22 protein-coding genes are annotated in these 23,759 nt (G+C 69.2%); 19 read left to right on the top strand and 3 right to left on the bottom strand.

What is annotated here, in order from left to right; genetic code table 11:
• The first annotated feature begins 49 nt into the window (after positions 1–49).
• From ftsZ to msrA, 10 genes are all read left to right on the top strand, one after another.
• Positions 50–1,336 (top strand): cell division protein FtsZ, encoded by a 1,287-nt coding sequence (gene ftsZ / locus JD292_RS05390; RefSeq protein WP_200131714.1) that lies wholly within the window; start codon positions 50–52, stop codon positions 1,334–1,336.
• Positions 1,337–1,350: 14 nt separating this feature from the next.
• Entirely contained in the window at positions 1,351–2,061 is a 711-nt protein-coding gene (locus JD292_RS05385; protein WP_200131713.1) for a YggS family pyridoxal phosphate-dependent enzyme, read from the top strand.
• 29 nt (positions 2,062–2,090) lie between these two features.
• Complete coding sequence (locus JD292_RS05380; RefSeq protein WP_200131712.1) at positions 2,091–2,600, top strand: cell division protein SepF; 510 nt, start codon at positions 2,091–2,093, stop codon at positions 2,598–2,600.
• A 30-nt stretch (positions 2,601–2,630) separates the two neighbouring features.
• Positions 2,631–2,900: a YggT family protein gene (locus JD292_RS05375; protein WP_369411156.1), complete on the top strand. Its 270-nt coding sequence runs from the start codon at positions 2,631–2,633 to the stop codon at positions 2,898–2,900.
• A gap of 83 nt (positions 2,901–2,983) precedes the next feature.
• Positions 2,984–3,655 (top strand): DivIVA domain-containing protein, encoded by a 672-nt coding sequence (locus JD292_RS05370; protein ID WP_200131710.1) that lies wholly within the window; start codon positions 2,984–2,986, stop codon positions 3,653–3,655.
• A gap of 9 nt (positions 3,656–3,664) precedes the next feature.
• Complete coding sequence (gene lspA, locus JD292_RS05365) at positions 3,665–4,384, top strand: signal peptidase II (RefSeq protein WP_369411155.1); 720 nt, start codon at positions 3,665–3,667, stop codon at positions 4,382–4,384.
• The gene (locus JD292_RS05360) at positions 4,371–5,288 is read left to right on the top strand and encodes an RluA family pseudouridine synthase (protein WP_200131709.1); all 918 of its coding nucleotides are present in this window, start codon (positions 4,371–4,373) and stop codon (positions 5,286–5,288) included. The genes lspA and JD292_RS05360 overlap by 14 nt, the downstream gene beginning before the upstream one ends.
• A gap of 219 nt (positions 5,289–5,507) precedes the next feature.
• Complete coding sequence (dnaE, locus tag JD292_RS05355; protein ID WP_233613624.1) at positions 5,508–9,017, top strand: DNA polymerase III subunit alpha; 3,510 nt, start codon at positions 5,508–5,510, stop codon at positions 9,015–9,017.
• Between the two features lie 75 nt (positions 9,018–9,092).
• Complete coding sequence (nadE, locus tag JD292_RS05350) at positions 9,093–9,923, top strand: NAD(+) synthase (RefSeq protein ID WP_200131707.1); 831 nt, start codon at positions 9,093–9,095, stop codon at positions 9,921–9,923.
• A gap of 3 nt (positions 9,924–9,926) precedes the next feature.
• Positions 9,927–10,454 carry a peptide-methionine (S)-S-oxide reductase MsrA gene (msrA, locus tag JD292_RS05345; RefSeq protein WP_200131706.1) on the top strand — a complete coding sequence of 176 codons (528 nt, stop codon included), beginning with the start codon at positions 9,927–9,929 and terminating at the stop codon, positions 10,452–10,454.
• Between the two features lie 56 nt (positions 10,455–10,510).
• On the opposite strand, the gene JD292_RS05340 is transcribed toward msrA, so the two are convergent.
• A complete protein-coding gene (locus JD292_RS05340) occupies positions 10,511–11,056 on the bottom strand; it encodes a single-stranded DNA-binding protein (RefSeq protein WP_200131705.1) in 546 nt (181 codons plus the stop codon).
• Positions 11,057–11,290: 234 nt separating this feature from the next.
• Between JD292_RS05340 and JD292_RS05335 the strand changes: the two genes are divergently transcribed.
• The 3 genes from JD292_RS05335 (at position 11,291) to JD292_RS05325 (ending at position 14,260) form a co-directional block, all read left to right on the top strand.
• Positions 11,291–11,785: a DUF6993 domain-containing protein gene (locus JD292_RS05335; RefSeq protein ID WP_200131704.1), complete on the top strand. Its 495-nt coding sequence runs from the start codon at positions 11,291–11,293 to the stop codon at positions 11,783–11,785.
• A gap of 107 nt (positions 11,786–11,892) precedes the next feature.
• On the top strand, positions 11,893–13,575 hold the full coding sequence (gene ettA / locus JD292_RS05330) for an energy-dependent translational throttle protein EttA (RefSeq protein ID WP_200131703.1): 1,683 nt from the start codon (positions 11,893–11,895) through the stop codon (positions 13,573–13,575).
• Positions 13,576–13,792: 217 nt separating this feature from the next.
• On the top strand, positions 13,793–14,260 hold the full coding sequence (locus tag JD292_RS05325; RefSeq protein WP_200131702.1) for an acyl-CoA thioesterase: 468 nt from the start codon (positions 13,793–13,795) through the stop codon (positions 14,258–14,260).
• A gap of 6 nt (positions 14,261–14,266) precedes the next feature.
• On the opposite strand, the gene JD292_RS05320 is transcribed toward JD292_RS05325, so the two are convergent.
• A complete protein-coding gene (locus tag JD292_RS05320) occupies positions 14,267–15,136 on the bottom strand; it encodes an acyl-CoA thioesterase (RefSeq protein WP_200131701.1) in 870 nt (289 codons plus the stop codon).
• A gap of 97 nt (positions 15,137–15,233) precedes the next feature.
• Here JD292_RS05320 and JD292_RS05315 point away from each other — a divergent pair, with 97 nt between their 5' ends.
• The 4 genes from JD292_RS05315 (at position 15,234) to JD292_RS05300 (ending at position 19,691) form a co-directional block, all read left to right on the top strand.
• Positions 15,234–15,881, top strand: a complete 648-nt coding sequence (locus tag JD292_RS05315) for a DUF8185 domain-containing protein (RefSeq protein WP_200131700.1) — start codon at positions 15,234–15,236, stop codon at positions 15,879–15,881.
• A 69-nt stretch (positions 15,882–15,950) separates the two neighbouring features.
• Entirely contained in the window at positions 15,951–16,244 is a 294-nt protein-coding gene (rpoZ, locus tag JD292_RS05310) for a DNA-directed RNA polymerase subunit omega (RefSeq protein WP_200131699.1), read from the top strand.
• Positions 16,245–16,373: 129 nt separating this feature from the next.
• A complete protein-coding gene (gene metK / locus JD292_RS05305; protein WP_200131698.1) occupies positions 16,374–17,564 on the top strand; it encodes a methionine adenosyltransferase in 1,191 nt (396 codons plus the stop codon).
• Positions 17,565–17,570: 6 nt separating this feature from the next.
• Positions 17,571–19,691: a primosomal protein N' family DNA-binding protein gene (locus JD292_RS05300; RefSeq protein WP_200131697.1), complete on the top strand. Its 2,121-nt coding sequence runs from the start codon at positions 17,571–17,573 to the stop codon at positions 19,689–19,691.
• 133 nt (positions 19,692–19,824) lie between these two features.
• Here JD292_RS05300 and trpB read toward each other — a convergent pair whose 3' ends face one another.
• Positions 19,825–21,036: a tryptophan synthase subunit beta gene (trpB, locus tag JD292_RS05295; RefSeq protein ID WP_200131696.1), complete on the bottom strand. Its 1,212-nt coding sequence runs from the start codon at positions 21,034–21,036 to the stop codon at positions 19,825–19,827.
• A gap of 255 nt (positions 21,037–21,291) precedes the next feature.
• Here trpB and JD292_RS05290 point away from each other — a divergent pair, with 255 nt between their 5' ends.
• Positions 21,292–22,221, top strand: a complete 930-nt coding sequence (locus tag JD292_RS05290; protein WP_200131695.1) for a methionyl-tRNA formyltransferase — start codon at positions 21,292–21,294, stop codon at positions 22,219–22,221.
• A complete protein-coding gene (locus tag JD292_RS05285; protein ID WP_200131694.1) occupies positions 22,218–23,747 on the top strand; it encodes an RsmB/NOP family class I SAM-dependent RNA methyltransferase in 1,530 nt (509 codons plus the stop codon). Before JD292_RS05290 ends, JD292_RS05285 begins: the two co-directional genes overlap by 4 nt.
• Positions 23,748–23,759 lie beyond the last annotated feature (12 nt).

Below are 23,759 nucleotides of genomic sequence, written 5' to 3'. Positions count from 1 at the left end.
TAACTTTCACGTTCAGCTAGAGGTTGAAGGTTAGGGGCGGAGGATCCAGGTGTCAGGCAACCAGAACTACCTCGCGGTGATCAAGGTCGTCGGAGTCGGCGGCGGCGGCGTCAACGCCGTCAACCGCATGATCGAGATCGGGCTCAAGGGCGTCGAGTTCATCGCGGTCAACACTGACGCGCAGGCGCTCCTGCTCAGCGACGCCGACGTCAAGCTCGACGTCGGACGCGAGCTCACGCGCGGCTTGGGCGCCGGAGCCGACCCCGAGGTCGGCCGCCGCGCGGCAGAGGACCACGCCGAGGAGATCGAAGAGGCCCTCGCCGGGGCCGACATGGTCTTCGTCACCGCTGGCGAGGGCGGTGGCACCGGCACCGGCGCCGCCCCGGTCGTCGCGCGCATCGCGAAGTCGATCGGCGCCCTCACGATCGGCGTCGTCACCCGCCCCTTCAGCTTCGAGGGCAAGCGCCGCGCCGGCCAGGCCGACGTTGGCGTCAGCACCCTCCGCGAGGCCGTCGACACGCTGATCGTCGTCCCCAACGACCGCCTGCTCGACATCAGCGAACCCGGCATCAGCATGATCGAGGCCTTCGCCGCGGCCGACCAGGTGCTGCTCGCCGGCGTCTCCGGCATCACCGACCTCATCACCACGCCCGGCCTCATCAACCTCGACTTCGCCGACGTCAAATCGGTGATGCAGGGTGCGGGAGCCGCGCTCATGGGCATCGGATCCGCCAGGGGTGCCGATAGAGCCATCAAGGCCGCCGAACTCGCGGTCGCGTCCCCGCTGCTCGAAGCGTCGGTCGAGGGCGCGCACGGCGTGCTGCTCTCGATCCAGGGCTCCTCGAACCTCGCGCTGAGCGAGATCTACGAGGCCTCGACGCTCGTGCAGGACGTCGTCCACCCCGAGGCGAACATCATCTTCGGAACCGTCATCGACGACACGCTCGGTGACGAGGTGCGCGTGACGGTCATCGCGGCCGGCTTCGACGACGAGACGCCGAGCCAGCCCGCGCAGCTCCCCGAGCGCGGCCGCCGCGGCAGCCACGTCGAGAGCCTCGAAGAAGCCTCGGATCGCAACGCGACCGGCTCGACCGGACGCCTCCCCGCCGGGGCAGGTGCCGCTGCCGGCGCCGGGGCATCCGCCACGGGCGAGGCGACCGGACTCGGCTACCCGGGCTTCAACGCGAACGTTGAGCGCGACACCGAGGCGAAGAACCCGCCCACCGGGCAGTTCGGCGAGGCGCTCTCGAACCCGCCGGTCGAGGCACAGCTCCCCGATCCCGCGTTCGACGGCGATGACGACGACGACCTCGATATCCCCGACTTCCTGAAGTAACCGAAGGAGCGACGATGAGCAACGAGCAGGCCGGGATCGCGGCGCTCGGCGAGCGGCTCGAGCGCGTCCGCGCCGGGATCGCAGACGCCGCTGGCGCCGCTGGCCGCTCCGCCGATGAGCTCACCCTCATCGTGGTCACCAAGTTCCACCCGGCGAGCCTCGTCCGCGACCTCGCCGAACTCGGCGTCCGCGACGTGGGCGAGAATCGCCACCAAGAGGCGCAGGAGAAGTCGGCAGAACTCGCCGATCTGGATCTGAACTGGCACTTCATCGGTCAGTTGCAGACCAAGAAGGCGCGTCAGGCCGCTCGCTACGCGCACGCGATCCACTCGATCGACCGCGAACGGCTCGTCGACGCCCTCGACGGCTTCGAGGATCCCGAGCGGCCCGACCGCACGATCGACGCGTTCCTGCAGATCAATCTGACCGACGATCCCGGGCGCGGCGGCGTTGCGCCCGACGGGATCGAGGGCCTCGCCGAACGAGTGCTCGCGTCGCCGCTGCTCCGCCTCCGCGGGGTCATGGCCGTCGCGCCGATCGAGGAGGAGGCCGCCAGCGCCTTCGCCCGCCTCGCCGGCTACTCGGACCGCGTCCGATCCCTCGCGCCGGAGGCAGATGCGATCTCGGCGGGCATGACACACGACTTCGCCGAGGCGATCGCCGCGGGTGCGACACACCTGCGGATCGGCAGCGCAATCACGGGTAACCGCCCCGATCCCCGTTAGTCTCGAAGCACCGCACGTTGGGAGAAAAGATGAGCAACCCCCTGAAGAAGACCATGGTTTTCCTGGGCCTCGCCGAAGAGGACCTCGAAGAGCAGAACGCGCAGCAGCAGCAGTCCGCAGCGCCCGCGCCCCGCCAGGCCTCCCAGCAGTCGCAGGCGCCCAAGGCCGAAACGCCCCGCCCGGCGCCGCAGCGTGCGTCGGTGACCCCGCTTCGCCGCGTCACCCCGACCCGTTCGCAGCAGGCCCAGCCGCTCAACGAGATCCTCACCCTCCGTCCCGCGAAGTACGGCGACGCGAAGGTCGTCGGCGAGAACTTCCGCGAGGGCATTCCCGTCATCATCAACCTCTCCGACATGGGCGACGCCGAGGCGAAGCGGCTCATCGACTTCGCGAGCGGCCTCGCCATGGGGCTCCGCGGCCGGATCGAGCGGGTGACGAGCAAGGTCTTCCTGCTGACCCCCGAGCACATCGAAACCGGCGGTGACGAGGACGCGCGTCAGGGCGACAGCGGTTCGTTCTTCGTCGCGCCCTCGGCGTAGTCCGTGGGGATCCTGCTTACAATCCTCACGGTGGTGCGGGTGCTCATCCGCATCTACACGCTGGTGCTGTGGGCGCGCTTCATCCTTGACTGGGTGATGGTGCTCAACCGAAACTTCCGCCCGCGCGGTTTTGTGGCGGTCCTCGTGGACTTCGTATTCACGGTAACTGATCCTCCCATCAGGATGTTCCGACGAATTCTCCCCCCTATCCGGCTCGGCCAGGTGCAACTTGACCTGGGTTGGATGCTGACACTGCTGGCATGCTGGATTCTTCTCGCACTGATTCCGGGCTCCCTGTAGTTCGACCGTGCGAGAACACCTTTTTCTTTGCTAGCGTTGACCCATGACCACGGCAGTGGTCCCGAAGCGAAAGAGACGTAACGATGGCCTTGACTCATGAAGACGTCGTGAATCAGAAGTTCACGATCACCAAGTTCCGCGACGGCTACGATCTGGATCAGGTCGATGACTTCCTCGACACGGTTGCTGAAGAGCTGAAGAAGTACGAGGAAGAGAACGCCTCGCTGCAGGAGCGCATCGCGGAGCTCGAGGCGAAGCTCGCCGAGGCCGAGTCGGGTCGTCCGGTCTCCGAGGAAGCGGTCTCCGAGCAGACGATCGTGGTCGACGCGCCCGCGCAGGCCGCCCCCGTGGTCGCCGCGCAGCCGGCCGACGCACCGGCCACCAGCGCCGTGCCGCAGCCCGACGCGATCAAGTCGAGCGCCATGCTGCAGCTCGCGCTCGAGCTGCACGACAAGCACGTCCAGGAGGGCGAGGCGACGCGCGACAAGCTCATCAGCGAGGCAGAGGCCAAGCGCGCCCAGATGATCGACGACGCCGAGCGCACCGCGAAGCAGCTTGTCGACGAGGCGCAGAAGCAGCGCACCGAGGAGCTCCGCGTGCTCGGCCAGGAGCGCGGCGATCTCCAGTTCAAGATCAAGGACCTGCGCCAGTTCGAGAGCGAGTACCGCTCGACGCTGCGCTCGTACATCCAGTCTCAGCTGAAGGGCCTCGACGGCTCGCCGGAGCCCTCCGGCGCACCCGACGGCCTGCGGTAGTCGCGGAGCGTGGTCGACGCATCAGAACCGACGCATGAGGCGGCCGGGGCAGTGAACGCCCCGGCCGCCTCATGGCGTCGATTCGTGCCCCTGTTCCTGCTGCTCATCGCCGGCGTGGTGTTCGCCGCGGACCAGCTGGTGAAGAACTGGGTGGTCACGCATCTCACCGAGGGGGAGACCGTCCCCGTGTTCGGCGAGTTCCTGCGCTGGCACTTCGTGCGCAATCCCGGCGCGGCGTTCTCCCTGGCGAGCGGTTCGACGTGGATCTTCACGACGCTCGCCGCCGTGGTCGTCGTGGTGATCCTGTGGCAGATCCGCCGGCTCCGCTCCCTGCCCTGGGCGCTGTTCCTTGGGCTGCTGCTCGGCGGCGTGCTCGGCAACCTCACGGATCGCCTCACGCGCGAGCCGGGGTTCCCCGAGGGGCACGTCATCGACTTCATCTCGACACCGTGGATGTGGCTCGGCTTCAACGAGGCGATCTACAACATCGCCGACATCGGCATCGTGACGGGCATGATCGTCTTCGTGCTCATCAACGTGCTCGGGCTCCCGATCGACGGCGGCCCGCGCCATCGTCGCGCCGATGAGCCCGATGCCGAGGACCATGACGGCGCCGGCGACGACTCCGGGTCCGGGAACGCTCCCGGTGCCGCGGACGCCGATCCCGGCGAGGAGCCGCCGTCAGGCGACGCGTCGCGGGGGGAGCGGGGCGAGCGTGGAACGCCGTAGCCTTCCGGTGCCCGACGGGCTCGCGGGCGAGCGCGTTGACGCCGCGATCGCGAAGCTGCTCGGCTTTTCACGGAGCTTCGCCGCGGACGTCGCCCAGTCCGGCGGCGTCACACTCGACGGTCGCGAGCTCGGGAAGTCGGACCGGCTGACCGCGGGCGGTTGGCTCGAGGTTTCGTGGGAGGAAAAGCGCGGCCCGGAGATCGTGCCGGTGCACCTCCCCGAGATGCGCATCGTGCATGACGATGACGACATCGTGGTCGTGGACAAGCCGGCGGGGGTTGCAGCGCATCCGTCGCTCGGATGGGAGGGGCCCACGGTGGTCGGCGCGCTCGCGGGCGCCGGTTTCCGCATCTCCACCTCCGGCCCCGCCGAGCGGCAGGGCGTCGTGCACCGGCTGGACGCGGGCACGAGCGGCCTGATGGTCGTGGCGAAGAGCGAGCGGGCTTACACGGAGCTGAAGCGGGCTTTCAAGGATCGTGAGGTGTCGAAGATCTACCACTCGGTAGTGCAGGGGCATCCCGATCCGCTCTCCGGAACGATTGAGGGACCGATCGGGCGTCACCCCGGCCACGACTGGAAGTTTGCCGTGACCAGGGATGGGAAGCCGTCCGTGACGCACTACACGACGCTCGAGGCGTTCCCGCACGCGAGCCTGCTCGAGATCGAACTCGAGACGGGCCGCACCCACCAGATCCGCGTGCACATGTCGGCCCAGCGGCACCCGTGCGTGGGCGACGGGATGTACGGCGCGGATCCGACCCTGTCGGCGAGGCTCGGACTGACCAGGCAGTGGCTGCACGCGATGCGGCTCGGCTTCCGGCACCCGGGAACGGGGGAACCGGTCGAGTTTGAGAGCGTCTATCCGGCGGACCTTCAGCACGCGCTCGACGTGCTCGACTCCTGATCCCGGCTCGATTCTCGTTTTTTCTGCACGCCGGTTCCTGCGCCTTGCGCCGGGAACGCCCGGACACGCCGTGGCTCGCCGGCTCGGTCCTTCGCCGTGAGCCGATTCCGGGACGCCTCGGAGCGAGTCGGGGTACCCTGGTTGGGTCTGCGAAAGGGGCTCTGATCCGTGGCTGAGAACGACGGTTTTGTCCATCTGCACACGCACAGCGAGTATTCGATGCTCGACGGTGCTGCCCGCGTGAAACCGCTGATCGCGGCCGCGGCGGAGCAGGGGATGCCCGCGATCGCCGTGACGGACCACGGAAACACCTTCGGCGCGTTCGACTTCTGGAAGACGGCCATGGACACCGGGGTGAAGCCGATCATCGGCATCGAGGCCTACCTCACGCCGGGCACGCACCGGAGCGATCGCACCCGTGTGAAGTGGGGCAACGGCGGCGGGGACGACGTCTCCGGTGGCGGCGCGTTCACCCACATGACGCTGCTCTCCGAGACCACGCCCGGCATGCACAATCTGTTCCGGCTCTCGAGCCTCGCCTCGATCGAGGGCTACTACTTCAAGCCCCGCATGGACCGGGAACTGCTCCATACGTACAGCAAAGGCCTGATCGCGACCACGGGCTGCCCCTCGGGTGAGATCCAGACCCGACTGCGCCTCGGGCAGATCGACGAGGCCCGCGCCGCGGCAGCGGAGTTCCAGGACATCTTCGGCAAGGAGAACTTCTTCTGCGAGATCATGGATCACGGCCTCGACATCGAGCGCCGCGTCCAGAAAGACCTGATCGCGCTTGCGAAGGACCTCGGGATCCCGCTCGTCGCGACGAACGATCTGCACTACGTGCACGAGGCGGATGCCGAATCGCACTCGGCACTGCTCTGCGTGCAGTCCGGGTCCCGCCTCGACGACCCGAACCGTTTCAAGTTCGACGGCTCCGGGTACTACCTGAAATCGGCAGCGGAGATGCGGCACATCTTCCGTGAGTTGCCGGAGGCGTGCGACAACACGCTGCGGATCGCCGAGCGCTGCTCCTCCGAGTTCAACACCTCCGCGAACTACATGCCGCGCTTTCCCGTCCCTGCGGGCGAGACGGAGGAGAGCTGGTTCGTCAAGGAGATCGAGCGTGGCCTCCACTACCGGTACCCGGACGGCATCCCCGATGACGTGCGGAGGCAGGCCGAATACGAGACCGGCGTCATCACCCAGATGGGCTTCCCTGGCTACTTCCTCGTGGTCGCGGACTTCATCAACTGGTCGAAGGACAACGGGATCCGCGTGGGTCCCGGCCGAGGTTCGGGTGCCGGTTCGATGGCCGCGTACGCCATGCGCATCACCGATCTCGACCCGCTCCAGCACGGCCTGATCTTCGAGCGATTCCTCAACCCTGATCGCGTCTCGATGCCCGACTTCGACGTCGACTTCGATGATCGCCGTCGCGGCGAGGTCATCAGGTACGTGACCGAGAAGTACGGCGACGAGCGCGTCGCGCAGATCGTGACGTACGGAACGATCAAGTCGAAGCAGGCCCTCAAGGACGCCTCGCGCGTGCTGGGCTTCCCGTTCGGCATGGGCGAGAAGCTGACGAAGGCGATGCCGCCCGCGGTCATGGCGAAGGACATCCCGCTGTCGGGCATCACCGATCCGGAGCATCCGCGCTACAAGGAGGCCTCCGAGTTCCGTGCGGTGCTGCAGGAAGACCCCGAGGCCAAGCAGGTGTACGAGACCGCGCTCGGTCTCGAGGGACTGAAGCGCCAGTGGGGCGTGCACGCGGCCGGCGTGATCATGTCGAGCGATCCGCTGCTCGACATCATCCCGATCATGAAGCGCGAGCAGGACGGCCAGATCGTCACCCAGTTCGACTACCCGACCTGCGAGGGCCTCGGCCTGATCAAGATGGACTTCCTGGGCCTGCGGAACCTGACGATCATCTCGGACGCGCTCGAGAACATCCGCCTGAACCGCGGCGAAGAGCTCGACCTGGAGCGCCTCGAACTCGACGACAAGGCCTCCTACGAGCTCCTCGCGCGAGGGGACACGCTCGGCGTCTTCCAGCTCGATGGCGGCCCGATGCGCGGCCTGCTCCGGCTCATGAAGCCCGATAACTTCGAGGACATCTCGGCGGTGCTCGCACTGTACCGGCCGGGCCCCATGGGAGCGGACTCGCACACGAACTACGCGCTTCGCAAGAACGGCCTGCAGGCGATCACGCCGATCCACCCGGAACTCGAGGAGCCACTCAAGGACATTCTCGAGACGACCTACGGCCTCATCATCTACCAGGAGCAGGTGATGTCGATCGCCCAGCGCGTGGCCGGCTTCTCGCTCGGCCAGGCGGACATCCTCCGCCGTGCCATGGGCAAGAAGAAGAAGGAAGAGCTCGACAAGCAGTACGCGGGCTTCTCCGGCGGTATGAAGGAGCGCGGATACTCGGAGGCCGCGATCAAGGCGCTGTGGGACATCCTGCTGCCGTTCTCGGACTACGCGTTCAACAAGGCCCACTCCGCGGCGTACGGCGTGGTGAGCTACTGGACCGCCTATCTGAAAGCGCACTACCCGGCCGAGTACATGGCCGCGCTGCTCACGAGCGTCGGCGACTCCAAGGACAAGCTCGCGCTGTACCTGAACGAGTGCCGTCACATGGGCATCAAGGTGCTTCCTCCCGCGGTGAACGACTCGTTCGCGAACTTCTCCGCGGTCGGCGACGATATCCGCTTCGGGCTGGGTGCGATCCGCAACGTCGGCGCGAACGTCGTTGAGGGGATCCGCGAGGCCCGTGAGGAGAGCGGCTCGTTCGAGAGCTTCCACGATTTCCTGAAGAAGTCGCCGCTCGTGGTGCTCAATAAGCGCACCGTGGAATCCCTGATCAAGGCCGGCGCGCTTGACGGCATGGGGGGAACGCGCCGGGCGCTGCTCGAGATCCACGAGTCCGCGGTCGAGAGCGCGGTGAAGGAGAAGCGCGACGCGGAGAACGGCAACGTCGGCTTCGACTTCGACAGCCTGTTCGCCGAGGCGGCGGAGGACGCCGGGCACGACTCGGGCGCGACCTCCCAGATTCCCGATCGACCGGAGTGGACGAAGAAGGACAAACTCACGTTCGAGCGCGAGATGCTCGGTCTGTACGTGTCCGATCACCCGCTGCGCGGCCTCGACGCCGCGCTCGCGAAGGAGTCGAGCACCACGGTCGAACAGGTGACGAACCCGGACGCGGTCACCGCCATGGACGGCGAGATCGTGACGATCGCCGGGCTGCTCACGAGCGTGCAGCATCGCACGGCGAAGTCGGGCAACCTCTACGGCATGGTGTCGATCGAAGACTTCACCGGAGAAATCCAGGCGCTCTTCATGGGGAAGTCCTACCAGGAGTTCGGCGCGCTGCTGCAGCCCGACTCGATCGTTGCGCTGCGCGGAAAACTCAATGCCCGCGACGACGGCATGTCGATGCACGCCTACGGTGTGAAGCCGATCGATGCCGCGGTGCAGGAGGACACGACCACGCTGTCGCTGACGCTGGGGGACACCCGCGCCACCGAGGAACTGATGGACGAGCTCAAGCGCACGCTCGAGCGGCACCCTGGCGAGAGCGAGGTGCGACTCAACCTCCTCACCTCGACGGCGGTCCGAGTGTTCGAGCTGCCGCTCAACGTGCGGATCTCCGCGGACCTCTTCGGCGAGCTCAAGGGCCTGCTCGGCCCCCGCTGCCTCCTCCCGGTCGAGGAAGCCATCGGCTAACCGGCCGCGCAGGTGCTGGGACGCCGAAGGCGAACTTCTCACCTTGTATTGCACCGGCCCGAATAGCATGGGGGCGTGAGCGAATTGCAGCGAGAGATCATCGAAGCCCTCGGCGTCGTCCCTGAGATCGACCCGGCCGCCGAGGTGGAGCGCCGAGTCGCATTCCTGGCGGAGTATCTCGAGGGGATCCCGTCGGCCCGCGGCTTCGTGCTCGGTATTTCCGGCGGGCAGGACTCCTCGCTCGGGGGAAAGCTCGCGCAGCTGGCGGTCGAGCGCCTGCGCGCGTCGGGCCGAGAGGCCGAGTTCATCGCCGTGAGACTGCCCCACGGCGTGCAGCAGGACGAGGACGACGCGCAGCTCGCGCTCTCCTTCATTCGGCCGGATCGGTCCATCACGATCAACATCGCCCCGGGGGTCGCGGCGCTCGCCGCGGAGGTCGCCGGTGCGCTCGGGCAGGACGAGCTCAGCGATTTCAACCGCGGTAACGTGAAGGCGCGAATGCGCATGGTTGCGCAGTACGCCATTGCGGGGGAGCGAGGGCTTGTCGTGATCGGCACGGATCATGCGGCTGAGGCGATCACGGGCTTCTACACGAAGTTCGGCGATGGCGCCGCCGATGTGCTGCCGCTCGCCGGTCTCACGAAGGGGCAGGGCGCCGCCATGCTGCGCGCGCTCGATGCTCCGAAGCGGCTGTGGGAGAAGGTTCCGACCGCCGACCTGCTCGACGGGCAGCCTGGCCAGACGGACGCCTCGAGCCTCGGGGTCGACTATCCGGTGATCGACGCGTATCTCCGTGGCGAGACGGTCGATCCCGCCGCCGCCGAGAACCTGGAGCGGCGCTACCGGGGGACGGCGCACAAGCGGCACCTTCCCGTCGGGCCGAACGATACGTGGTGGAGGAAGTGACTCATGGCTGAACAGACCTTCGTGCTCGCGGGCGGCTGCTTCTGGTGCCTCGACGCTGCCTACCGTCAGTTGCGCGGCGTGAGCGAGGTGCTGTCCTGCTACACGGGCGGGAGCACCCCGCACCCCACCTACGAGCAGGTGTGCACGGGACGGACGGGCCACGCCGAGGCGGTCGCCGTGACCTTCGACGACGCGGTCATTCCGGCGCGGGTGATCCTCGACGCCTTTTTCACCATGCACGATCCCACCCAGCTCAACCGGCAGGGCCACGATGTCGGGACGCAGTATCGCTCGGCGATGTTCCCGGCGGACGCGGCCCAGCGCGCCGAGTTCGAGGGGGCCGCGCTCCGCGCCGCGGAGTGGTGGCCGGGGGAGATCGTGACAACGATCGAACCGCTCGGGGAAATCACCCCGGCCGAGGAGGCCCATCAGGACTTCTTCGCGAAGAACCCGACGCAGGGCTACTGCCTCGCGGTGGCGGTTCCCAAGGTGAACAAGGTGCGAGCGGCGTTCGCCGACTACCTGCGTTAGGTCGGTGCGGACGCCCCCGCGCGCCGACTCGCGGGCGCGGGAGCGCACGCGGGCGCTCATGCCGCCGACGGGATGAACCCGTCCGAGGTCGTCTCGTCCTGCTGCGTGTCCGATCCGTTGGTCGGAGCGGAGGGAGTGCCCGACGACTCGGCGAGGGATGCGAACCCGGGTTCGATTGCCCGTGCCGTCTCCGGCGCGCTCGCCGGGGTGCGTTCCTCCGCCGGTTCCGAAGCGACGGCGAGCCTTGCGGGTTGCCGGACGAACGTCGTGGTGCCGAAACGGAGATCGTGTCCGAGACCGTCCGCTTCGATCTCCACGGCCGTCCCCGATTTCTCTTCGGCCTCCCAGCGGCGCACGCGGAGTCTTCCGTGCACGATCACCCGGTCGCCCTTCGCGAACGAGGCGTGCGCGTGCTCGGCGAGCCCGCGGAAGGCGATGATCGTGAACCAGTTCACATCCGCGTCGACCCACTGCCCGCTTTCGCGGTCGTAGCGCCGATCATGGGAGGCGATCCGGAAGCTGCAGTAGGCGGTGCGCGATCCGGCGCGGGCGAACCGGGGATCGGTCGCGATGGTGCCGATAACGCTGAGTGGGATGGTCATTCCGGTGCTCCATTCGATCCTGGGCCTGACGCGTGCGCGCCCGGCGCGGTGTGACTGAGCGGGGACCGTGTCGCCCGCACTCACGACAATGCCGGGTCTGCGCCCGCGCGATCCGTCCGGGCGCTCGATCGGTGGAGAACTCCTCGGCCTGGACTGGTTGCGACAAGGTGTGGACGACGGTCGCTCTGAGGAGTTTCCCGAGATGACGCTTGGCGGGGCCCATAGACTGGGGCAATGCCCGATCTCCCTCGCACCCGCCGCGGAATCCGCGCGACCGGCGCAGTCTCGGCTCTGATCCTCTCGATGGCGCTGCTTTCCGGCTGCGCGCTGCTCGAGGGACCCACACCCGAAACCCCGAAGCGCACGGAGATGCCGGCGCCGGAGAAGCCGGCGGCCCTGGTTCCCGGCGGATCTGCCGCGGACAACCTCCCGTTCTTCACCGCGACGCTGCAAGAGTTCTCGAAGGGCAAGCAGCCCGTCCAGGCACAGCCGGTCAGCACGGCGCTCATTGACGCCGGCTTCGATAAGTCGCTCATGCAGGTGAGCTTCGACAAGACCAAAACCAATCTCGACGCGGACAACATCTTCGTCTCGGTCCGCTACGGTCAGGACTGCCTGATCGGGCAGGTCGTGACGGCGGATCGGAGCGTCACGACGAAGAATATGCCCGCGCTCGGTCCCAACCAGGACACGTGCCTGATCGGCAACACCAACCCCATCACCTGGTAGTCGAACGGGGCGGTCCATGATCGCCGCGGACGGCTACAGTAGAGGGTGATTGCAACCCACCGACTTTTCAAGGGAGTTCGGGGCGCCCAGTGCGCCCGACAGAGCATATGGCTGAGTACATTTACCAGATGGTGCGCGCACGCAAGGCGCACGGCGACAAGGTGATCCTCGACGACGTCACGATGGCGTTCCTGCCGGGCGCCAAGATCGGCGTCGTCGGCCCGAACGGCGCGGGCAAGTCCACGATCCTGAAGATCATGGCCGGCCTCGACACCCCCTCGAATGGCGAGGCGATCCTCACCCCGGGCTACTCCGTCGGCATCCTCATGCAGGAGCCCGAGCTCGACGAGGACAAGACCGTGCTCGAGAACGTCCAGCAGGGCGTCAAGGAGATCAAGGCGAAGCTCGACCGCTTCAACGAGATCTCGGCCGAGATGGCGAACCCCGACGCCGACTACGACACGCTCCTCCCCGAAATGGGCGAGCTGCAGGAGGCCATCGACCACGTCGACGGCTGGGATCTCGACAACCAGCTCGAGCAGGCGATGGACGCGCTCCGCTGCCCGCCCGCCGACGCGATCGTCTCGAACCTCTCCGGCGGCGAGAAGCGCCGTGTGGCGCTCTGCAAGCTCCTCCTCGAGAAGCCCGACCTGCTCCTCCTCGACGAGCCCACGAACCACCTCGACGCCGAGAGCGTGCTGTGGCTCGAGCAGCACCTCGCGAAGTACCCGGGCGCCGTCATGGCGGTCACCCACGACCGGTACTTCCTCGACCACGTCGCCACCTGGATCTGCGAGGTCGACCGCGGCCGCCTCTACCCCTACGAGGGCAACTACTCGACCTACCTCGAGCAGAAGGCCGCCCGCCTCGAAGTGCAGGGCAAGAAGGACGCCAAGCTGCAGAAGCGCCTCAAGGAGGAGCTCGAGTGGGTGCGCTCGAACGCGAAGGGCCGCCAGGCCAAGTCGAAGGCGCGTCTCGCCCGCTACGAGGAGATGGCCGCCGAAGCGGAGCGGACGCGGAAGCTCGACTTCGAGGAAATCCAGATCCCGGCCGGTCCGCGACTCGGCAACCTGGTGCTCGAGGCGAAGGATCTCAACAAGGGCTTCGACGGCCGCACCCTCATCGACGGCCTCTCGTTCTCGCTGCCCCGCAACGGCATCGTCGGCATCATCGGCCCGAACGGCGTCGGCAAGACGACCCTGTTCAAGACGATCGTCGGTATCGAGCCGCTCGACGGCGGCGAGCTGAAGATCGGCGACACGGTCAAGCTCAGCTACGTGGACCAGACCCGCGGCGGCATCGACCCGAAGAAGACGGTGTGGGAGGTGGTCTCCGACGGCCTCGACTACATCCAGGTCGGAAACACCGAGATCCCGTCGCGCGCCTACGTGTCGACGTTCGGGTTCAAGGGCCCGGATCAGCAGAAGCCCTCGGGCGTGCTGTCGGGCGGTGAACGCAACCGTCTGAACCTCGCGCTCACACTCAAGCAGGGCGGCAACCTGCTGCTGCTTGACGAGCCGACGAACGACCTCGACGTCGAGACCCTCACGAGCCTCGAGAACGCGCTGCTCGAGTTCCCCGGCTGCGCCGTGGTGATCACGCACGATCGGTGGTTCCTCGACCGCATCGCCACCCACATCCTGGCCTACGAGGGCACCGAGGAGAACCCCGCGAACTGGTACTGGTTCGAGGGCAACTTCGAGGCCTACGAGGCGAACAAGATCGAGCGCCTGGGTGCCGAGGCGGCCAAGCCGTCGCGCGTCACCTACCGCAAGCTCACGCGCGACTAATTTCGCGAGTTTCGCGAGAATTGCGCCGCGAATGCCCCGCTGACCGGGCATGAACGCGCCGAAGCCCCCGACGGATCGGGATCCGGATCAGGATCGCCGCCGTTGGGGGCTTTGTCGTTTCGCGCGTCGCGCGCATGTGCGCTTCGGGGTTGTAGGGTCGAATCGGCGCGGAACCGATCCGGTCCGCGGCCGTGCACTTCGCGGAAGGGGCCGACGCATGGCGCGTACTCATATCGATATGGAGCTTCGCTGGGGCGATCAGGACGCCTACGGGCACGTCAACAACGTCGCTTTCGCGCGGTTCCTCGAGGAGGCGCGCGTGCGCACCTTCTGGCTCGGGACCGGGCGCGAGAAGACCGGGATGGAGCGGCATTTCCGCGGCGACGATCCCGAGGGGCCGAAGATGCTGGTGGCGAGCCAGCAGATCGAGTTCACGCGCGTGCTCGAATACTCGGAGGCCCCGATCACCGTGGACTTGTGGATCGGCAAACTGGGCGGATCGAGCCTTGAGGTGCACTACGAGATCGTCGACGGTGCGGCGCCGGAGCGCTCGGTCGTGGCGCGCGCCGTGTCGCACATCGTGATCGTTGACGGCGCGACCATGCGGCCGATCCGCCTCTCCGATGAGGGACGCGCCTCGGTGTCGGAGTGGATGGACGAGCCGATCGTGTTCCGGCGCGGCTGAGGGGCCCTACGCTCGCCCGGGCACCCGGAGCATGCTCTCCTGCGCAACGGAGGCAACAAGATTCCCGGCCGCATCGTAGAAACGCCCGGTCGCGAGCCCGCGGCCGCCCTGGGAGGTCGGCGATTCGAGCTCGTACAGGAGCCACTCGTCGACCCGGAACGGACGGTGGAACCACATCGCGTGGTCGAGGCTCGCCCCGCGCATGCCCGGGGTCGCCCACGGCACGCCGTGCTGGCGGGCAACGGGTTCCAGGAGCAGATAGTCGCTCGCGAAGCCGAGCGCGGCGGCCTGCAGGAGCTGCGGGGCGTCGAAGGTGTCGCGGCTGCGGAGCCAGACACGCTGCGCGTTCGTGCGCTCGGCGACGTCGAGGATGATGTCCGACTCGACGTAGCGGAAGTCGAAGGGGCGGTTCAGCACCCACGATGCCCGGCCGCCGTCGGCGAGGTGGCCGTACTTCTCCCACACGGACGGCAGGCTCTCCGGGTCGGGGATTCCGCTGAGGTCCCTCGTCTCCTGGTGCTCGAAACCGTCGTCGGGTTCCTGGAACGAGGCAATGAGGGACATCAGCTCCTGCCCGTCCTGGTACGCCTGCACGCGCCGCGTCGAGAAGGAGCGGCCGTCGTGGAGACGCCCGACCTCGAAGGTCATGCGTTCCTCGCTGTTTCCCGGGCGCAGGAAGTAGCCGTGAAGCGAGTGAATGTCACGGTCATCGGGGACCGTGGTCCCTGCCGCCGCGATCGCCTGACCGAGCACCTGCCCGCCGAAGGAGCGGCCGTGCGGCGTTGGCATCGCCGGCCCCGTGAGGATGTCGTCCCGGGTGCGCGCTCCGGCGTCGAGCACGGAGAGCATCGCGAGCAGGTCGGGGGTGGCGGTCATGTGTCCTCCGCTTCGGCTGTCGAACCAGGTGAGTCGACCCCAGTCTATGACCGGTACGGCCGCGCCTTCGCGGTCCCGCGCGGGTAGGCTGGGGACGATGTCTGGAACCCTGCGCCTCGCCGATCACGCCACCCGCGACGACCTGCGGATCCTGCTGGAACGTCTGCAACGGGTCGGCGAGCCGGAGGTGCGGATCGTCACCCGCGGCGACGTGCTCGCGGTGTACGGCTGCACGCAGGCCCCGCGCGGGATCACGGATCCGGTGCCGGTCGTGCTCGTGATGCGCGCGTTCGCGCTGGCGTCCGCGCCCGAAGCCCCGGTCGACGAGACCGTGCTCGGCCGGTCCCTGCTCGATCGGATCGCGCGGATGGGGATCATCGGCCTCGACCTCGATGTGCCGGACGTGACCGCGATGGCCGCCTGGTCCGGGGTGCTGCCGCCCGTGTCCGAGTGGCAGGCCGCGGGGGCGATCGATGCCGGATCGCTGCGAACGGTCGCCGAGCAGGGGATTACTCGCGTGGCGGAGGCGCTGCCTGCGGATCCGGGCGAGGCCGTCGTGCTGAAGGTGCGCGCCTCGGTGTGGGGTGCGGAGATCGCCCCGGGGATCCCGGCCGCTGCGGCCTTCGCGGCGGAGTCGATGGGGTTTCTGGGCGACGATGAGCCCGTTCGCGTGACGCGTTCCCTCACGTGGACGCGGCTCACGAGTGGTCGGGGACACGTCGTGGTGCGGTCTCTGCTCGGCTGATCCGGCGGCGGGTCTGCATTTCAGGGGAACCTCGGCTAAGATAGTGAGGTCAACAAGAGGAGTGTGCACATGGCCAACCCCAACGGCATCATCGACCCGCCCATCGACGATCTGCTCGAGAAGGTGGATTCGAAGTACGCCCTGGTCGTCTTCGCGTCGCAGCGCGCCCGTCAGATCAACGATTACTACACCGATCTGCACGACGGCAACCTGTTCGACAACGTCGGCCCGCTGGTCGATTCGTCCGTCGACGATAAGCCGCTCTCGATCGCTCTCCACGAGATCGTCGAGGGCAAGCTCGTCATGAAGCCCCGCGCGAGCGAGGAGCTCGTCGTCGAGGTCGAGGTCGACGAGGAAGCGTAATCTTCCGCTGCACAAGCGGCAGTGTCGGTGGCGTCGGATACCCTGAATGGGTCCGACGCCACCGGCGTTTTCGGCGGGTCTCCGCGACCCGCACCCGACCTCCCGTTCGTCCAGCACCTAGGAGTCACCGTGTCGCTGCGCCAGTTCACTTCGGAGTCCGTCACCGAGGGGCATCCCGACAAGATCTGTGATCGGATCTCGGATTCGATCCTTGACGCGATGCTCCAGCAGGATCCGGGCGCCCGCGTCGCCGTGGAGACGCTCGTCACCACGGGGCTCGTCCACGTCGCGGGCGAGGTCTCCACGAGCGGGTACGTCGAGATCCCGCAGATTGTGCGCGAGGCGGTCCGCGAGATCGGGTACACGAGCTCGGACATGGGTTTTGACGCGGCCTCGTGCGGTGTGTCCGTGTCGATCGGTCAGCAGTCGCCGGACATCGCCGACGGGGTGGATTCCTCGCTCGAGGAGCGCTCGGGCGCGCTCGACGACGAGCTGAGCCGCCAGGGCGCCGGCGATCAGGGCATCATGTTCGGTTATGCGACGGACGAGACGCCCGAGCTGCACCCGTTGCCGAGCTGGATCGCGCACCGCATGGCGGAGCGCCTCACCGAGGTGCGCAAGGCCGGCATTATCCCGGAGCTGCGCCCGGACGGAAAGACCCAGGTCACGATCGGCTACGAGGGCGATACGCCGCGGTCGGTCGAGGCGGTCGTCCTGTCGACGCAGCACCGCGCCGACCTCACGCAGCCCGCGCTGCGCGCCGCGATCGAGCGCGAGGTCATCCGCCCCGTGCTCGAGCGGGTCGAGCTCGCAAGCGGCGACGCCGATCTCTTCATCAACCCGGCCGGTCCGTTCGTGATCGGCGGGCCCATGGGCGATGCCGGGCTCACCGGCCGCAAGATCATCATCGACACCTATGGCGGCGCGAGCCGACACGGCGGTGGCGCGTTCAGCGGCAAGGACCCCTCGAAGGTGGACCGCTCGGCGGCGTACGCGATGCGCTGGGTCGCGAAGCACGTCGTGCGCGCGGGCCTCGCCAAGCGCGCGGAACTCCAGGTCGCGTACGCGATCGGCCGCGCGCACCCGGTGGGCCTCTACGTCGAGACTTTCGGCACCGAGACCGTTCCGCGCGAGCGCATCGAGGCCGCAGTGCGCGAGGTCTTCGACCTGCGCCCGCTCGCGATCATCCGCGACCTCCAGCTGATCCGCCCGATCTACGCGAAGACCAGCGCGTACGGCCACTTCGGCCGCGAGCTGCCCGAGTTCACCTGGGAGGCGACCCCGCGCGCGGCGGAGCTGCGGGCCGCCGCGGGCGCCTAGCCCGCCGTGGCGACCGCGATCGACGTCGCGGAGGGCGCGCAGGGCCGGCCGGTCGCGCGCGTCCTCCTCGACTCGGCGCTGCCGCAGCTCGACCACCTCTTCGACTACGCCGTTCCCGCCGAGCTCGCCGACGAGCTGCTCGTGGGGCAGCGCGTGCGCGTTCCGTTCCGCTCCCGCGAGCGGAAGAGCTTCGGCTACATCGTTGGATTCGCTGATCGCAGCGAATTCGGCGGAGAACTCGCCCCGATCGCCGACATCGTCGGGCCGGTCCCGGTGCTGAATCCCGAGGTGTGGCTGCTCGCCCGCGCCGTCTCCGACCGCGCGGGCGGTTCTGCCGGCGACATCCTGCGGCTCGCGATCCCCACCCGGCAGGTGCGCGTCGAGAAGCAGCACCTCGCCGCGGCCGCCGAGGAGGCCGCGGAGGCCGAGATCCTCGGCGAAGAAACGGCTGATCCCGCCGGTGCCGGCGATCAGGATTCCCGCGCCGATCAGGGCCCGGACGCCGGAGCTGAGTCTGAGGCAGGTGCCGCAGGCCCCGGAATCGGAGCCCCGGAGGGCAGTCCGGAGTCGCGCGTCGCCGCCGTGCTCACCGACGGCTCCCGTCTCGCGCTCACCGCGTCGCACGGGCCCGAGCGCCTGCACACGGGGGAGTGGGTCGGGGGTTGGGCGTCTCAGCTCGCGCGGCTCGCGATCGCCGTGCACGCCAGGGGGCGCTCGGCGATCCTCGTGGCGCCCGACTATCGTGATCTGGACCAGCTCCGCGACGCCCTCGAAGCGTACGGGCACGAGGACGCGATCCGCGTCGACTCGCGGCAGTCGAACGCCGAGCGTTACGCGGGTTTCCTCCGCGCGCTCGACCCGACCCCACGGATCATCCTCGGCAACCGTTCCGCGGTGTACGCCCCGGCCCACGAGCTCGGTGCGATCCTCATGTGGGATGACGGCGACCCCGTGCTGTCCGAGCCGCTCGCCCCGTACGTGCACGCGCGCGACGCCGCGCTCGTGCGGTCCGAGCAGTCGGGCGCGGGAATCTTCTTCGCGAGCCACGCCCGCAGCGCCGAGGTGCAGCGGCTCGTGGACATCGGGTACGTGCGCGCGCAGGAGAACCCGCCGCGCCGCGCCCGCATCGTGCACGCCGACGCGTCCATGTCGCCCGACGCGTTCGCCGGCCGCGTGCCCGAGTTCGCCGCCCGCACGATCCGCGAGGGCCTCAAGCGCGGCCCCGTGCTCGTGCAGGTCGCCACACCCGGCTACGCTCCCGTCGCCGTGTGCGGGCAGTGCGGCGACCTCGCACGCTGCCTCAACTGCTCAGGCCCGATCGGCTTCCGCACCGTGGGCCGCGCGTCCTGCCGCTGGTGCGGGGAATACGCCACGAACTGGCGCTGCGGCACCTGCGACGGCCGCACGCTCGAGGAGCGCGGCATGGGATCCGGCCGCACGGTCGAGCAGTTCGAGCGGCAGTTCCAGGGCGTCCGCGTGATCCTCAGCGACGGCGAGCACCCGCGCGAGCGCGTGGACGGGCGCTCCGCCCTCGTCGTCGCCACCCGCGGGGCCGAGCCGCTCGCCGCCGGTGGCTACGCCGCCGTCGTACTGCTCGACGCGGAACGCCTGCTCAGCATCGAGACGCTGCGCGCGAGCGAGGACTGCTTGCGATGGTGGGAGAACGCCGCCGCGCTCACTGCAGCCGACGGAATCTGCCTGATGGCATCGGGCGGCGGCCCCGTCGTGCGCGCGTTCGTCACGGGCCGCACCGAGGAGTGGTTGCGGGGCGAACTCGCCGACCGGCACGCCCTCCGCTACCCGCCCGCCGTGCGCGTCGCGAGCGTCAGCGGCGGCCCCGACGAGGTTGAGCGCGCGCTCAAGACCATCGCCGAGATCCCGGGCGTCGACCACCTCGGCCCCACCGGTATCCCGGCCGGGGGCCCGAACAAGACCCCGCACGGCCTCGTGCGCGCGATCGTCCGCTTCGACTACGGCCGCGGCGCCGAGGTCGCGAGCCGCCTCCGCGGCGCGCTCGTCGCCGACGCCGCCGGCTCCTCCTCGCGCACGCGCGGACGCGCGCCCGGCCGCGCCAGGCCCGAGGCGCTCCGCCTCCGCTTCGACGACCGCGGGGTGTTCGACTCGTAGCCTCGCCTCGTCGGGCAGTCTCGCGGCGACGGGCAGGCGTTCCACCGGGGACGGCAGGGGCCGGCACCCCGCCTCTGCGGTGGTGCCGGCCCCGATCCCGATCCGATCCCCGATCGGCGAAGCACGCGGGGAGTTACGCGACCCCGATCCGCTCCGCCACGAAGTCGACGTCCTTGTCGCCACGTCCCGAGAGGTTCGCGATGATGATCGCGTCCTTCGGCAGCGTGGGGGCGAGCTTGATCACGTGCGCGAGCGCGTGCGAGGACTCGAGTGCGGGGATGATGCCCTCCTTGCGGGTGAGCAGCTGGAATGCGTCGAGCGTCTCGGCGTCCGAGGCGGTCACGTACTCGACGCGGCCGATCTGCTCGAGGTGCGCGTGCTGCGGGCCGACGCCCGGGTAGTCGATTCCGGAGGCGATCGAGTGCACGGGCGACGGTTCGCCGTTCTCGTCCTGCAGCACCTTCGTCTTCATGCCGTGCAGCATGCCGGGAGTCCCGAGGGTCATGGTCGCGGCGTGCCGGTCGCCCTCGAGCCCTTCGCCCGACGGCTCGACGCCGACGATCCGCACCGATTCGTCCTCGAGGAACGCGTCGAACAGACCCATCGCGTTGGAACCGCCGCCGACCGCAGCAACGAGCACGTCGGGCAGCTTGCCCTCCGCCTCGAGGATCTGCGCGCGCGCCTCGCGGCCCACGACGGACTGGAAGTCGCGCACCATCGACGGGTACGGGTGCGGTCCGACCACCGATCCGATCGCGAAGAAGTACTCGTCGGGCGCTGAAGCGTAGACGCCGAACGCCGAGTCGACGGCCTCCTTGAGCGTGCGACCGCCCTCCTCGACGGAGACGACCTTCGCGCCGAGCAGCTGCATGCGCACCACGTTGGGGTGCTGCTTCTCGATGTCGACGGCACCCATGTGGATCTCGCACTCGAGGCCGACGAGGGCGGCGGCCGTGGCGAGGGCGACGCCGTGCTGCCCGGCGCCGGTCTCCGCGATCACCTTCGTCTTACCCATGCGCTTCGCGAGCAGTGCCTCGCCGAGGCAGTGGTTGATCTTGTGCGCGCCCGTGTGGTTGAGGTCCTCGCGCTTCAGATAGATCTTCGCGCCGCCGAGCTCGTTCGTCAGGTTCTCGGCGAAGTAGAGCAGCGAGGGGCGGCCAACGTAGCGGGCGAGGAGCGCCTGCAGCTGCGCCTGGAACTCGGGATCCTGCGAGGCCTCCTCGTAGGCGCGGGCGACCTCGGCGATCGGCTCCACGAGGAACGGCGGAAGTTCGGCGCCGCCGAACTCGCCGAAGTGGCCGCTCTCGTCGGCGCGGTACACGGAGGGGGCGTCGGTGATGGTCATGGTGGTGGATCCTTTGCTTCATTGCGCCACTCGGAGACGAAAAACACCGCCTGCGAGGAGGCGGTGTCGGGATGCATTCGGGTACGAACGAGGAGACCGCCGTCAGGCGGTCCACCACTGATTCGCTGTATGCATGGTGCGATCCTACACCGACCGGAGCGAAATCCGCACTGCGTCTTGCGGGCCCGCTCACCTGCGAGAGTCGCGACCGCCCACTTGCGAGAGGCGAGCCCGCTCACCTGCGAGAATGGGGGGATGAGGATTCTCTTCGCCGGAACCCCGGAATTCGCCGTCCCGAGCCTGCGCGCGCTCGCCGCCGCCGGACACGACGTGGTCGGGGCGATCACCCGCGAGGACGCCCCGCTCGGTCGGAAGCGCGTGCTCACGCCCTCGCCCGTCGCGCAGGCCGCCGACGAGCTCGGCTTGCCGGTGCTGAAGGCGAACCGGCTCGACGACGCCGCGACCGCGTGGGCGGAGCAGCGCGGCGCGGAACTCGGCGTGATCGTCGCGTACGGTGGGCTCGTCCGCGAGCCGCTGCTCTCGCTTCCGGATCACGGCTGGATCAACCTCCACTTCTCGGAGCTTCCGCGCTGGCGTGGTGCTGCACCCGTGCAGCGCGCCCTGCAAGCCGGTGAGCAGGAGGTCGGGGTGACGGTGTTCCGGCTCGTTGCCGAGCTCGACGCCGGTGACGTGCTCACCCGCTCCGCGACCGTGTTCCCCGAGGGAACAGCGGCCGGCCGAGCGCTGACCGAGCTCGCGGAGTCGGGAACGGCAGCGGTGCTCGCGGCCGTCGAACTCCTCGAGGAGGATCCCGCCGCGGGAGAACCGCAGGTGGGGGAGCCGAGCTACGCGCACAAGCTGAGCCGCGAGGACGGCGCGCTGGATCTCAGCCGCCCGGCCGGCGAGGTGCTTGCGCACTGGGCGGGGGTCACCCCGGAGCCCGGGGCGTTCGCCCTGCACGATGGGCAGCCCCTGAAGCTGCACGAGATCACGAGAGTCCCCGATCAGATGGGGGATCAGGATCCGATTCCCGCCGTGGGAACCGCGCGGATCGTCGCGGGGCGCGCGATCCTGTTCCTCGACGGGGGCGCCCTCGAACTCGCGCGCGTGCAGCCCGCGGGGAAAGCAGCGATGGACGGAGCCGCCTGGTTGCGCGGCCGCGGCGGAGAGGCGGTGCTCGCGTGAGCGCAGGGAACGAACCGGACCGGCGAGGGAGCCAGCGGGGCGCGCGCCAGGAGGGCGGGCGCGGCCGCCGTCAGGGGAACGGCCAGACCAATCGTCAGGGCACGCAGCGGCGGGGCGGGGCCGATCGCCGACCCGGCCGCGTTTCGGCCTCGCGCCTCGTCGCCTACGATGTGCTCCGCGACGTCGTCGATCGCGACGCCTACGCCAATCTCGCACTTCCCGCGCGGATCCGCGAGGCGGGCCTCGACGAGCGCGACGCCGCGCTCGCGACCGAGCTCGCTGCCGGAACGCTCCGCATGCGTGGGCGCTACGACCGCATCATCGAACTGGCCTCCGGCCGGGAGCTCGCCCAGATCGACGATCGCACGCTCAACGTGCTCCGCCTCGGCGCCCACCAGCTGCTCGGGATGCGGGTCGCCTCGCACGCCGCGGTCAACGAGAGCGTGGAGCTCCAGCGCAGGGTCGCGAACCAGAACGCAGCGGGCTTCGTGAACGGGGTGCTCCGCGCGATCGGTCGCGCCGACAACGCCGAATGGGACGACAGGATCGATGCGGAGGCCGCGCGCCCCGACGACGCGCTGGCGGCGCGCGCGAGCCACCCCGTGTGGGTCCTGCGCGCGCTCCGCGACGCGCTGAAAGCCGAGGGTCGGGAGGACGAGCTCCCCGAACTCCTCGCCGCCGACAACACCCCGCCGCGGGTGAGCCTCGCCGTGCTTCCCGGCGCGGGGGAGGAGCCCTCGGCGCTCGCCGCGGAGTTCGATGCGCTCGCCGCAGCGGGACCGTCGCCGCTCGGCGTCGAGCTGGCCGGCGGCGATCCGATGCGGGCAATCCGGGCGGCCGACGCGCCCGAGGGCCTGATCAGGGTGCAGGATCAGGGCTCGCAGCTCGCGGCGCTCGCGCTCACCCGCGCCCGTCCGGCAGCGGCCGGTGAGCGCTGGCTCGATCTGTGTGCGGGACCCGGCGGGAAGACCGCAGTGCTGGGCGCCGAGGCGATTGCCTCAGGCGCGACCGTGCGCGCGAACGAGGTCTCCGATCATCGCGCTGATCTGGTGGATCGCGCGGTCGAGGGCGTCGCGGACGCCGTCACCGTCGTCTCGCACGACGGCCGCGACGACGCCGCGTTCGGGGGATCGGCCGAAACCTTCGATCGGATCCTCGTCGACGCGCCGTGCTCCGGGCTCGGCGCGCTGCGCCGCCGCCCCGAGGCGCGCTGGCGGAAGCGTCCTGGCGACCTTCCCGAGCTCACCGAACTGCAGGGCCAGCTGCTCGACGCCGCGGCGGAGCACCTCGCCCCAGGCGGGCTGCTCGCCTACGTGACCTGCTCGCCGCATCTCGCCGAGACGCGCGTGACGGTCGACCGCTTCCTCGCGCGCACCCCGGGTTTGCGTGAGGTGTCGGCGAAGGCCGCGATCGCGGAGGTGGCCCGCGGCGAGATCGATCTCGCGGGCGATCAGCTCAGCGCGCAGCTGTGGCCGCACCGGCACGGCACCGACGCGATGTTCGTGGCGCTGTTCGAGCGGGCGTGATCCGGGTCGCCC

The organism is Leucobacter edaphi, from assembly GCF_016522535.1.
Lineage (GTDB): Bacteria > Actinomycetota > Actinomycetes > Actinomycetales > Microbacteriaceae > Leucobacter > Leucobacter edaphi.
The sequence above is the reverse complement of the archived record's forward strand: the minus strand, read 5'-3'. Positions and strand labels throughout refer to the sequence as shown.